Annotated in this window: 9 protein-coding genes; 7 read left to right on the forward strand and 2 right to left on the reverse strand. The window is 61.6% G+C overall.

Going from position 1 to position 11,745, the window contains the following annotated elements; genetic code table 11:
• The first annotated feature begins 98 nt into the window (after positions 1 to 98).
• The 7 genes from JNL55_RS11895 (at position 99) to JNL55_RS11925 (ending at position 10,551) form a co-directional block, all read left to right on the forward strand.
• Positions 99 to 3,227 (forward strand): efflux RND transporter permease subunit, encoded by a 3,129-nt coding sequence (locus tag JNL55_RS11895; RefSeq protein WP_293853045.1) that lies wholly within the window; start codon positions 99 to 101, stop codon positions 3,225 to 3,227.
• Between the two features lie 443 nt (positions 3,228 to 3,670).
• Positions 3,671 to 5,167, forward strand: coding sequence for a carboxypeptidase M32 (locus JNL55_RS11900; protein WP_293853046.1), 1,497 nt, complete (start codon positions 3,671 to 3,673; stop codon positions 5,165 to 5,167).
• Between the two features lie 25 nt (positions 5,168 to 5,192).
• Entirely contained in the window at positions 5,193 to 6,023 is an 831-nt protein-coding gene (gene ttcA / locus JNL55_RS11905; protein WP_293853047.1) for a tRNA 2-thiocytidine(32) synthetase TtcA, read from the forward strand.
• A complete protein-coding gene (locus JNL55_RS11910) occupies positions 6,023 to 6,529 on the forward strand; it encodes an alpha/beta fold hydrolase (protein ID WP_293853048.1) in 507 nt (168 codons plus the stop codon). Before ttcA ends, JNL55_RS11910 begins: the two co-directional genes overlap by 1 nt.
• A gap of 62 nt (positions 6,530 to 6,591) precedes the next feature.
• On the forward strand, positions 6,592 to 6,822 hold the full coding sequence (locus tag JNL55_RS11915; protein ID WP_293853049.1) for a hypothetical protein: 231 nt from the start codon (positions 6,592 to 6,594) through the stop codon (positions 6,820 to 6,822).
• A gap of 19 nt (positions 6,823 to 6,841) precedes the next feature.
• Positions 6,842 to 9,295 carry a glycerol-3-phosphate 1-O-acyltransferase PlsB gene (gene plsB / locus JNL55_RS11920; protein WP_293853051.1) on the forward strand — a complete coding sequence of 818 codons (2,454 nt, stop codon included), beginning with the start codon at positions 6,842 to 6,844 and terminating at the stop codon, positions 9,293 to 9,295.
• A gap of 59 nt (positions 9,296 to 9,354) precedes the next feature.
• Positions 9,355 to 10,551: a phospholipase A gene (locus JNL55_RS11925; protein ID WP_293853053.1), complete on the forward strand. Its 1,197-nt coding sequence runs from the start codon at positions 9,355 to 9,357 to the stop codon at positions 10,549 to 10,551.
• Positions 10,552 to 10,554: 3 nt separating this feature from the next.
• Here JNL55_RS11925 and JNL55_RS11930 read toward each other — a convergent pair whose 3' ends face one another.
• Together JNL55_RS11930 and arfB are read right to left on the reverse strand one after the other, a co-directional pair.
• On the reverse strand, positions 10,555 to 10,779 hold the full coding sequence (locus JNL55_RS11930) for a hypothetical protein (RefSeq protein WP_293853055.1): 225 nt from the start codon (positions 10,777 to 10,779) through the stop codon (positions 10,555 to 10,557).
• Positions 10,780 to 11,159: 380 nt separating this feature from the next.
• Positions 11,160 to 11,576, reverse strand: coding sequence for an alternative ribosome rescue aminoacyl-tRNA hydrolase ArfB (gene arfB, locus JNL55_RS11935; RefSeq protein ID WP_293853057.1), 417 nt, complete (start codon positions 11,574 to 11,576; stop codon positions 11,160 to 11,162).
• Positions 11,577 to 11,745: the final 169 nt, after the last annotated feature.

Raw genomic sequence — 11,745 nt, forward strand, 5'->3', positions numbered from 1 at the left:
GCGACCGAAGCCGACGTGGTGGTGATCGACGGCACGCTCAACTTGCACGATGGCACCGCGGTGGCCGCTCGCAACGACCTCGCTGCTCAGGCCAAGTCATGATTCTTTCCGATATTTCGGTCCGCCGTCCGGTATTCGCGATGGTGGTCAGCATGCTGCTGACCATCGTCGGCGCGATGGCGCTGAGCCGGCTCACGGTGCGCGAGACGCCGAATGTGCAGCCGCCGGTGGTCAGCGTCGAAACGGTGTATCGAGGCGCCTCGGCGTCGGTGGTCGAATCCAAAATCACGCAGCTGATCGAGAACCAAATCGCCGGCCTCGAAGGCGTCGAATCGTTGCGCTCGTCCAGCTTCGACGAGCGCTCGCGCATCACCATCGAGTTCGCTTTGGATCGCGATCTCGAGTCCGCCGCCAACGACGTGCGCGATCGCGTCTCGCGCGTCGTGCAGCAGCTGCCTCAGGAAGCTGAGCAGCCGCAGGTTGCCAAGGTCGATACTTCTTCCGAGCCGGTGATGTGGTTGGCGTTGACCAGCCCCACGCGCACCCAGCTCGAATTGACCGACTACGTCGATCGATATCTGGTGGACCGAATGTCGGTGGTGCCGGGCGTTGCGACCATTCGCATCGGCGGCGAGCGCCGTTATGCGATGCGCGTGTGGCTGGATCGCAAGTCACTCGCGGCACGGCAGCTGACCGTGCAGGACGTGGAAGATTCGTTGCGCCAGGAAAATATCGAGCTGCCGGCCGGTCGTATCGAATCTCTGGAGCGCGAATTCACGCTCCGCACCGACACCGGCTTCCGCTCAGCCGAAGATTTCCGTCAGCTGGTGGTCGGTCGCGGTGTCGACGGGTATCTGGTGCGGTTGGGTGAAGTCGCATCCGTCGAAGTGGCTGCGGAAAATTTACGCTCCATCGCGCGCACCGACGGCAAGCCGGGTGTGAGTCTGGGCATCGTGCCGCAGTCCACGGCCAACGTGCTCGATGTTTCCAATGGCGTGTATGCCGAAATCGCCGAAGTGCAAAAGACCTTGCCGAGCGATTTGAAGCTCGACACCAGCATCGACGACTCGGTGTTCGTCAGCAAATCCATTTACGAAGTCGAGCACGCGCTGGTGGTCGCGTTGCTGCTGGTGTTGGTGGTTATTTATTTGTTCCTGGGCACCGTGCGCGCCACCATCATTCCGGCGGTGACGATTCCGGTGTCCATCATCTCTGCGTGTATCGTCATGGCCATCGCCGGCTTCTCGGTGAACGTGCTGACTTTGCTGGGCGCGGTGCTCGCCATCGGTCTGGTGGTCGACGACGCCATCGTGGTGTTGGAAAACATCGTGCGTCGCATGGAGCTTGGCGAAGCGCCGTTGCTGGCGTCGGTCGACGGCAGTCGTGAGATCGGCTTCGCGGTCATCGCCACCACGCTGGTGTTGATGGCGGTGTTCCTGCCGATTTCATTCATTCCCGGCAACATCGGCCGGCTGTTCGGCGAGTTCGGTATCACCATCGCCGCCGCCATCGGCATTTCGGCGCTGGTGTCGCTGACCCTGGTGCCGATGATGTGCTCCAAGATTTTTGCCAACGGCATCGTGCGCGGCCGGGTGGCGCATGCCGTTGATCGGTTCTTCCAATGGCTCTCGAGTGCCTACGAACGGAGCTTGCGTCGTGCTCTGGCCGCGCCGACCCTCGTCATCGTGGCCGGCGCACTGGCCGTGGGCCTCGCATTTGTTTTGTTCAAGGATTTGCCGTCCGAATACACGCCGACCGAAGATCGTCAGCGCGTGTTCATTCGACTCACCGCGCCGGAAGGCTCGAGCCTGCAGTATCTGGATCGTTACTTGCGCCAGGTCGAGGAAGTGGCGATGGAAGAAGTGGAGCGTGGCAATGTGCGTCGCTTCAATTCCCGCAGTCCCAACTTCGGTGGCGGCACCGACGTGAACACCGGCTTCGTCTCGCTCAACCTCAGCGAATGGGATGAGCGCACCGAGTCGGCTCAGCAGATCGCCGCTCGCTTGCGTACACGCTTGGCCGATCTGGTTGGCGTGCGCATCAACGTCGGCATGCCCGGCGGACTCGGTATTCGTGGCTCGGGCATTCCGGTGCAAGTGGTGCTCGGCGGTAGCGACTATGCGGAGCTGGCTCGTTGGCGCGACGTCGTGCTCGCCAAGGCCGCTGACAATCCTGGGCTCACCAATCTGGATTCGGACTTCTACGCTCGCAAGCCGCAGATCCGCGTCATGGTGGATCGCAATCGCGCCGGCGATCTTGGCGTTTCGTTGACCTCGGTCGGCCGCACGCTGGAAACCATGATGGGCTCACGCATCGTCACGACCTATCTGGATCGTGGCGAGGAATACAACGTCATCCTGCAAGCCAAGGACACTGATCGCGCCACCACCAGCGATCTCACCAACATCTACGTGCGCTCGTCGACCACGCGCCAGCTGGTGCCGCTATCCAGCCTGGTGACCATCGAGGAAACCGCCGGCCCGACCGAGCTGAAGCGTTTCAATCGGCTGCGTTCCATCACGCTGTCCGCCAATCTCACGCCCGGCTATTCGCTCGGCGAAGCGCTCGACTATATGGAGAACCTGATTCGCACCGAGTTGCCGTCGCATGCCGTCATCAACTACGACGGCGAGTCTCGCGAGTTCAAGAGCTCCGGCGACGCGCTCTATATAACGTTCATGCTGGCGCTGGTCATCGTGTTCTTGGTGCTGGCCGCGCAGTTCGAAAGCTTCCGCCATCCCATGATCATCATGATGACAGTGCCACTTGCCGTGGCCGGCGCGCTGTTAGGACTGTGGGTCACGGATCGATCCATCAACGTGTACAGCCAGATCGGTTGCATCATGCTGATCGGCCTGGCGGCCAAGAACGGTATTTTGATCGTCGAGTTCGCCAACCAGTTGCGGGACCGGGGCGTCGAGTTCTACCAGTCCATCGTCGAATCGTCCGCGATTCGCTTGCGACCGGTGCTGATGACCAGCCTGTGTACGGTGTTCGGCGCAGTGCCGCTGTTGATGGCGTCCGGCGCCGGCGCCGAAAGCCGAAGCACCATCGGATCGGTGATCGTGTACGGCGTGACGTTCTCGTTGCTGTTGACGCTGTACGTGGTGCCGGTGATCTACACGATCGTCGCCCGCAACACCAAGTCGCCCGAGTACATCGCCCAGACGATCGAACGCCTGCGCATCGGCGGCAAAGCCGCGCCAAGTCAGACAGATGGGGTTTGATTGGTGCCGCCCAGGTACATGGACGTACCCGCCGCGCCCCGTCCGGGGCGTCGGCGGCGAGCCGCAAAAAAGTCACGCCTTTTTGCGAGCCTCGCGCGAAGTGGCGGTGGCAGGATGCCCCGCTCACGAGCATAAAAAAGATGAGCCGGTAGGCTGCAACACTTACCGGCTCGTGTCCCAGAGCGGCTCACAACCGCCCTCGCAGGAGGACGGTGTATGAGACCACGGCACATACCCACCGTTCCCTAAATATTTTGTAATTCGGAAATACATTTTTGGAATAAACCCCGCACCGCGCTGGCCCTCTCTTGTCGCATTAGTTAGGAAAATTAACTAATGCGTTGCGGCGGACAGTCGCTGGTCGGCGGCGCCGGGTTGCTAGAATGGCGCCCTTGCGACGGTTTGCCGCTTTGGCGAGCCCTCAGAAACCCCCGGATCGCGCCATGGCCCTGACGCCCTATCAACAACTCGAACAGGAATTCCGGCGTCTGCACGCCTTTCGCAGCGCTGCCAGTGTGTTGCGCTGGGATTCTGCCGTGATGATGCCTCGGGGCAGCTCGGACCTCAGGGGGGAGCAATTGGCCGCCCTGGAGACCGAGGCGCACTCCTTGGTCGGCTCACCGCGGGTGTCGCGCCTGCTGGATCGGGCGGAGGCCAATGTGCAGGCCTTGGAGGATTGGCAGCAGGCCAATCTCAAGGAGATGCGCCGCGAGCGGGATCACGCCATCGCCACGCCCCAAAATCTGGTGTCGCGGCTGGCCAAAGCCACTGCCCGCGCCGAGATCAAATGGATCGAAGCCCGGCAGAAAAGCGATTTTTCGTTGTTCGCCCCGCACCTGGAAGAGGTCTCGGGCCTGGTGCGTAACAAGGCCGAGCTGCTGGGCAAGGCGCTCAAGCTCGATCCTTACGATGCCTTGCTGGACGAGTTCAGCCCGGGCATGACGGCGGCCGAGATCGACGCCATTTTCACCACGCTGGGTCGGCGCGTGCCCAGCCTGATTCAGGAAGCCATCGATGCGCAGTCCAAGCGGGCGCCGCTGGAGATCACCGGGCGCTTCAGCGTCAGCAAGCAGCGGCACCTGGCCGTCGAGCTGATGAAGACCATGGGCTTTCCGTTCGATCGCGGCCGGTTGGACGAGAGCGAGCATCCGTTCACCGGCGGCGTGCCTGGCGATATCCGCATCACCACGCGCTTCAACCCCACCGATCCGCTGACCGGCCTGATGGGCGTGCTGCATGAGGTGGGTCACGCGATGTACGACGTGGGCTTGCCCGAAGCCTGGCGCGGGCAGCCGGCTGGTCGGGATCGCGGCATGGCCATGCAAGAGAGCCAGTCGCTGCTGCTGGAAATGCTGATCTGTCGCAATCGGCCCTTCCTGCGCTATTTACAGCCGCTGATGGAAAAGGCCTTCGGCGTCACCGGCCCGGAATGGGACGTGGAGAATCTGTATCGGCTGCTGACCCGCGTGCGTCGTAGCCTGATTCGGGTCGACGCCGATGAGGTCACTTATACGGTGCACATCCTGCTGCGCTATGAGCTGGAGCAGGAGATCCTGAAGGGCGAATTGAAAATTCGCGATTTGCCCGAAGCGTGGAACACTCGCATGGCCGACCGTCTCGGCGTGCGCCCGGCCAACGATGCCGAAGGCTGTCTGCAGGACGTGCATTGGGCGGTGGGCTCGTTCGGTTATTTTCCGTCCTATGCCATCGGCGGAGTGATTGCCGGTCAGTTGTATGAGAGCCTGCGCTCCGACCGGCCGCAGTTGGACGAGGAGATGGCGGCCGGTCAATTCGCGGGCTTGTTCGAGTGGTTGCGGCAGAATGTGCATTCGCTGGCAGCCACCGTCAGCACCCCCGATCTGATCCGCAACGCCACCGGCAAGCCGCTCTCGGCCGCCGCCTGGCTGCGCTACATCGAAGGCAAGTATCTAGAGGAATGACAGCGACTCACGGTCGCCACCAATCATGTGGGCTCAACCCGACTACTCGAACAACTTCAAACGCCTGCAAGCGCGGCTGCGTAGTCTCGCCGGCAAGGCCATCGAAGACTTCCGCATGATCGAGGCGGGCGACAAGGTGATGGTGTGCCTGTCCGGCGGCAAGGACTCGTACACCTTGCTGGACCTGCTGCTGTCGCTCCAGCGCAGCGCGCCGGTGGACTTCGAATTGCTGGCGGTCAACCTGGATCAGAAACAGCCGGGCTTTCCCGAGCATGTGTTGCCTGAATATCTAAAGGCACTGGGTGTGCCGTTTCATATCATCGAGCAGGACACATACAGCGTCGTCAAACGCGTGATTCCCGAAGGCAAGACCATGTGCGGTCTGTGTTCGCGGCTGCGTCGCGGCGCCTTGTACCGCTACGCTGCCGAAAACGGCGTGACCAAGATTGCGCTCGGTCATCATCGCGACGACATCATCGAGACGCTGTTCCTGAACATGTTCTTCGGCGGCAAGCTCAAAGCCATGCCGCCCAAGCTGCATTCCGAAGACGGTCGGCACATCGTGATCCGGCCGTTGGCGTATGTCGCCGAATCGGACATCGAGCGTTACGCGCGCGCCCGTGAATTTCCGTTGATTCCGTGCACGCTGTGTGGCTCGCAAGAGAACATGCAACGCGTAGAGATCAAGAAGATGTTGCGCGAATGGGAGCGTCAGTATCCCGGCCGCACCGAGACCATCTTCTCCAGTGTGTGCAACGTCGTGCCGTCGCATCTGGCGGATACCTCGCGGCACGATTTCCATCTGCGACCGACGCCCACCGGCCCGGTCACCAATAATCCTGGAGAGTTGTTCTAGTGAGCCAGCAGTACATCGTGTTCTCCCATGGCCAGGACGGCGAACCGTGGGGCACGAAAATCGTCGCCATGGCCGAAGTCGCCAAGCGCCATGGCCTCACTGTGGAATCGGTGGACTATCGCGGCATGGCCGATCCGGCGGTGCGCGTGACCAAGCTGCTCGAAGTGTGCAAAAAACTTCCGGGCGAATTGTTGCTGGTCGGTTCGAGTCTGGGCGCGCACGTGTGCACGACCGTATCGACACAAGTGCTGACGCGCGGCTTGTTCTTGTTGGCGCCGGCGTTCTTCATGCCCGGCTATGAAAAATACACGCCGGCACCGCCGGCGGGTCCGGTGGACATCGTGCATGGCTGGAACGATGACATCGTGCCGGTGGAGAACAGCATCCGCTATGCGCGCCAATATAAATCGGCGCTGCACATCCTCGATTCGGACCATCGCTTGACCGCCAATCTGACCGAAGTGTGTGCCTTGCTGGACAACTTCCTGCAACGGTTGCGGGCCTGACTGGGCGCTCCTGCTACTATTCGCCACGGCCAGTGTGGCGGGTCGAGCGACAGGAGTTTCCCATGACCAGGAAGAGCAGGATTCCATGCGCCCTGGCGGTGGCCGCCGCCGCGTCGTTGCTCGTCGCCTGCGGTTCGGCGCCCAAGCCGCCGCCGCCGGTAGAAGAGACCGCATTCAAGGATATGGCCGGCGCCATGGACAAGGCGCGTGCCGTCGAGGGCACCATGCAGCAGCACAAGGAAGACCTCGACCGCACGCTACAACAGAACGAGAACCCGACGACGGCTGAATAGCGCGTCGCGAAGCGAACCGATGGCTGATCTTTCCGGACTCGACAGACTCTGGCTGGGCCTACTGCGCGCGCCCGTTTCGGTGTGGGCGCGTCCGCATGTGTTGCCTGAAGACCTGCGTGCTCGCTATGCCCAGCACACGCGGCCGATTTGCTATGTGCTGAACGAGGCTGCGGCCGCTGACGTAGTAGTGCTGGAAAAGGTCTGTGCCGCAAATGGGCTGCCGGCGCCGTCGCAGGCGTTGAGGCAGCCGCTGCCGGCCGAGTCCATGGTGTTCCTCGAACGTCGCGCCGGTTTCTGGGGCGATCGCACCGACTATCGTATTTCCGACTCGATGCGTTCGCTGGTGGCCGCGGCCGTCGACGATCCCACGCTGGAAGTGGATTTGGTTCCGGTCACGGTGATGTGGGGGCGCGCGCCCAATCGTAAGGATTCGTGGCTGCGCATCCTGCTGTCCGAGAACTGGGAGCGCGTCGGTCGCTTCCGTCGGTTGCTGTCGTTGATGGTGAACGGTCGCAATCTGTTCGTGCAGTTCGGCGAGCCGGTGTCGTTGCGCTCGGCGGTGAACGATGGCTCGGATCGATCGCGTGCCGTGCGCCGTCTCACTCGGACCTTGCGACTCATGTTGGCGCGACAGCGAGCGGCCGCCATCGGGCCGGACCTGTCGCATCGACGAACCATGGTCACGCAAGTGTTGCGCTCGGCTGCCGTGCGTCGCGCGATGGCCGACGAGATGCGCTCGAAAAAGATCTCTCGACGCGAAGCGCTGAAGCTGGCGCAGGACAATGTCTGGGAGATTGCAGCCAACTATTCGCACATCTTCGTGGCCTTCATGGCGAAGGCGTTGAGTTGGTTCTGGACGCGGTTGTACGACGGCGTCGAGCTGCATCATGTCGAGCAGCTACAGAAGGTGGTCGACGGCAACGAAGTGATCTACGTGCCTTGTCACCGCAGTCATATCGACTATCTGTTGTTGTCCTATGTGATCTATTACAAGGGCTATGCGATTCCGCACATCGCGGCCGGCATCAATCTGAACATGGCGGGCGTCGGGCGCTTCTTGCGCAAGGGCGGCGCCTTCTTCATGCGCCGCAGTTTCAAGGGCAGCGGCCTGTACACCATGGTGTTCATGAAATACCTGGGTTTGATGATGGCGCGCGGCCACTCCCTGGAATATTTCGTCGAGGGCGGGCGCAGTCGCACCGGTCGTTTGTTACAGCCCAAGACCGGCATGCTGTCGATGACTCTGCGCAGTTACTTGCGCGATCCACGGCGGCCCATCGTGTTCCTGCCGGTGTACTTTGGCTACGAGCGCTTGATCGAAGGCAAGACCTACGTCAACGAGATGCTCGGCAAGCCCAAGGAAAAGGAATCCATTTTCACCATGCTGCGGACCTTGCCGGCGCTGCGTAAGCGCTTCGGCAAAGTGCATGTGAGTTTCGGCGAGGCGATTCATCTCGACGAAATCTTGAAGCGCCACGATCCCGACAATCGTCGATCGGTCGACAAGCTGGAGCGGCCGCCTTGGTTGTCGGCTGCGGTCGACGAGCTGTCCACGCGCATCATGGTCAACATCAACAGCGCTGCGTGCGTGGCGCCGATGAACCTGATCGCGCTGGCCCTGCTGGCGACGCCCAAGCAATCCATGCTGGAAAGCGATCTGGCGCGTCAGTTCGAGTTGTACGCGTCGTTGTTGCGCCAGGCGCCGTACTCGCCGCTGGTTTGGATCACCGACAACGATGGCGTTTCCATCGTGCGTCACGGCGAGCGCATGGGCGTGATCCAGCGCTTGAAACATCCGCTCGGCGACGTGTTGCAGATGACGGAGGAAAACTCCGTGCTGATGACTTACTTCCGTAACAACGTGCTGCATCTGATGGCGTTGCCGTCGCTGATCGCCTGCTGCTTCTTGAACAATCGCACCATGCGGACCGAAGATATTCAGCGGCTCATGTGGCGCGTCTATCCGTACGTGCGAGACGAATTGTTCCTGCGCTGGACCGAAGAGGAGATCAGCGCCGCGGTGCTCGAAACGCTGGACGATCTCGCCAATCACGGCTTGCTGGAGTCGGTGGAGGCGGGTGCGCAATGGCGTCGTCCGCCAACGGGCTCGGCAGAGGCGGTGCAGCTGTCGGTGCTGGCGCAGGTCACCGTGCAAATCATCGAGCGCTATTACCTGGTGATCGCGGTGTTGTTGAAGCACGGCAGCGGGCGCATCAGTCAGGACGCGCTGGAGTCGCAATGTCAGCTCATGGCTCAGCGCATGTCGTTGTTGTATGAGTTGAACTCGCCCGAGTTCTTCGACAAGACCCTGTTCAAAAACTTCATCGACCTGCTGCGTGCCCGGAACGTGCTCGGTGTGAGTGCCGAAGGCCGGTTGACCTACACGGACATGCTGCCCGCGGTGGCTGACGATGCGCAGCTGGTGTTGCACGAACAAATCCGGAACAGCGTGCTGCAGGTGACGCACCGCTAGCTGGATCTGTCGCGGCCCGGTACGCTGCGACAGGTCTGTCGCGGCGGTCATCCGGTGCCATGAATATTTCCAAGCTGTTCCTCGCCCTGGCCTTACTACTGAGCTGGGGTGCTCGCGCCGACATCATCCTATCCACGCCGCACGCCCAGGTTGTTTCGGGCACGCCGGTGCAGCTCGATCTGACCATCACCAATAGTGACGCGCAGCCGCTGGTGGTGGAACTCCCGGTCGAGCTACATGTGCGCTTCGAGACGCCGACCGCGCTGTCCGTCATCGAATTCACGCCGGAGCGCACCGGCAAGATCGAAGTGGCGCCCGGTGGCTTCGTCCGGATGAAATTACAGGGTGCGTTACCGGCCCAGGTCGAAGGCGTGGCGACGCTGGTTCCCACCGGCCTGGCGTCGAACTCGGTGGCCTTGCAGATTCTGCCGCCGGCACAAAACAGTAATGCGGTCGCAGCCAATGAGAGCACTCGACCGGCCGAGCCGCAGCAGCCGAAGGATTCGTATACGACCGCGCTGGTCGACAAGCCGCCGCCGTTGGCGGTGTCGGTGTACGAGCCGGTTTATTTCCTGGTCGGTGGCGACGGCGGCTTGAATGCCAAGTTCCAGATCAGCTTGCGTTATCAACTGTTCGACGGTCGCGGCCCGCTGGCGCGTCGCTTGCCATGGATCGACGATTTGTATCTGTCCTATTCGCAGACCTCGCTGTGGGATTTGGGCGATTTGTCCAAGCCCTTCAAAGATTCCAGCTATCGGCCGCGGTTGTTCTTTTCCAATTACGACCTGGCGCGATTCTTCGACGGTCAGTTGCGCGTCGGTGTCGAGACCGGCTTCGGTCATGAGTCCAACGGTAAGGAAGGCGACGACTCGCGTAGCTTCAATATGTTCTACGCGCGACCGACGCTGACGTTGGGCGACCCCTCCGGGCTGCGCTTCTTCGCCGCGCCGCTGATTCACAACTACATTGCCGACGACGAGAATCCCGATCTCAAAGACTATCGCGGCTATGTCGATTGGGTGCTCGGCATCGGTGCCAAGGGCGGGTTGGATTTCTGGACCACGATCCGCAAGGGCGAACGCAGCGACTACGGCAGCGTCGAACTGAATGTTTCGTATCCGCTATCCAAGCTCAGCGGCGGTGACCTGACCGGCTGGTTGACGTTGCAATATTTCAACGGCTACGGCGAGAGCTTGCTGGATTACAACCGCAAGCTCGATTCGCAATGGCGCCTGGGGATCGCGGTGGCGCTGTAAGGTTTAGAGCGTCATGCCGGGCTTGACCGCGGCGGGGTCGCTGCAATCGTGGCTGCCGGAGGCTCCAGCACTGGACACGGGAACCACACACTTCAGACTCAGCTGCGTCTTCTCGCCGGTGCGGGCGATATCGACGAAGGCATACAGCGACTGCTCCGCGGTGCTGACTGCTTGCAGGTGGAAACGATAGCTGGTCGGGACTTGCTCGCCCGAAGTGTCCACGCGCAAGTTAAATCCGCGCGGCGCCATGTTTATAACGAGCGGGCTGAGTAGCACTAGCGAGCGTGCCTGCTGTTCTTCGGCTTTCCGGTCGGAGTCCGACAACATCACCTGTCCACACGAGGACAGTGTTGCTAGCGCTAGCATCGCGACTGTCGAAGCCGATGTAACCTGGTGCCGGGTGTGCATGGAAGTGTTCCGTCACTATGTTGACGCGGACTATAAGTCGCGTCCCGTTCAGGAACTGTGAGCCGGCGCTCATCGAATGTGAGATGGACGTCGCGATAGCAAACATTGCCCGGCGATCGCGAGCTGTTTTTGCCGAGAAAACCCAGCGCCGGCCCGGCAAGTTGCAGCTGCCGCGGCTTGGTTTCATCTGGCGGGCGGACTCACCAGTCGTGCGAGACCTTGCGGCCCTTTTTAACGTCGCCGCGTTTTTGTTTGCCTTCCAGGCGACGTTCCTTGGAAGCGCGCGTCGGTTTGGTTGCCCGGCGAATGCGAGGCTCGATACGAGCTTGGGTGACCATCTCACCGAGCCGTTCCAGAGCATCGCGCTTGTTATGTTCCTGAGTGCGGAAGCGTTGCGCGCTGATGACGATGACATCGTCGGCAGTGAGGCGACGGCCGGCGAGGGTGCGCAGACGATCGCGAACGCGTTCGGGAAGCGCCGGCCATAGCTTCAAGTCACAGCGCATCTGCACGGCGCTGGCGACCTTGTTGACGTTCTGACCGCCGGGACCGCCGGAGCGAATGAAACGCAGCTCGATGGCGTCTTCCGGAATACCCAACTCGTTGGCGAGAGCCATGCTTAAACGTCACGCACGACGGCACCGCGTTCGCGCATCTCCAGAATGACTTCGCGCTGGGCGACCGGAATGACGATGTCGTTGGCCTTGAACAAGCGCCAGATGGCGCGGTTCACATCGGAGCGCACGTTGTTCACGCCTTCCTGGGGATCGGCGATCCAGAAGCGCA

The organism is Steroidobacter sp. (genome assembly GCF_016790065.1).
Lineage (GTDB): Bacteria > Pseudomonadota > Gammaproteobacteria > Steroidobacterales > Steroidobacteraceae > Steroidobacter.

What these genes read in the sequence shown, in the direction of transcription:
- JNL55_RS11900 (WP_293853046.1), top strand. Translation starts at nt 3,671, where the DNA reads ATGGCCCTGACGCCCTATCAACAACTCGAACAGGAATTCCGGCGTCTG.
- plsB (WP_293853051.1), top strand. Translation starts at nt 6,842, where the DNA reads ATGGCTGATCTTTCCGGACTCGACAGACTCTGGCTGGGCCTACTGCGC.
- JNL55_RS11915 (WP_293853049.1), top strand. Translation starts at nt 6,592, where the DNA reads ATGACCAGGAAGAGCAGGATTCCATGCGCCCTGGCGGTGGCCGCCGCC.
- JNL55_RS11925 (WP_293853053.1), top strand. Translation starts at nt 9,355, where the DNA reads ATGAATATTTCCAAGCTGTTCCTCGCCCTGGCCTTACTACTGAGCTGG.
- arfB (WP_293853057.1), bottom strand. Translation starts at nt 11,576, where the DNA reads ATGGCTCTCGCCAACGAGTTGGGTATTCCGGAAGACGCCATCGAGCTG.
- JNL55_RS11895 (WP_293853045.1), top strand. Translation starts at nt 99, where the DNA reads ATGATTCTTTCCGATATTTCGGTCCGCCGTCCGGTATTCGCGATGGTG.
- ttcA (WP_293853047.1), top strand. Translation starts at nt 5,193, where the DNA reads ATGTGGGCTCAACCCGACTACTCGAACAACTTCAAACGCCTGCAAGCG.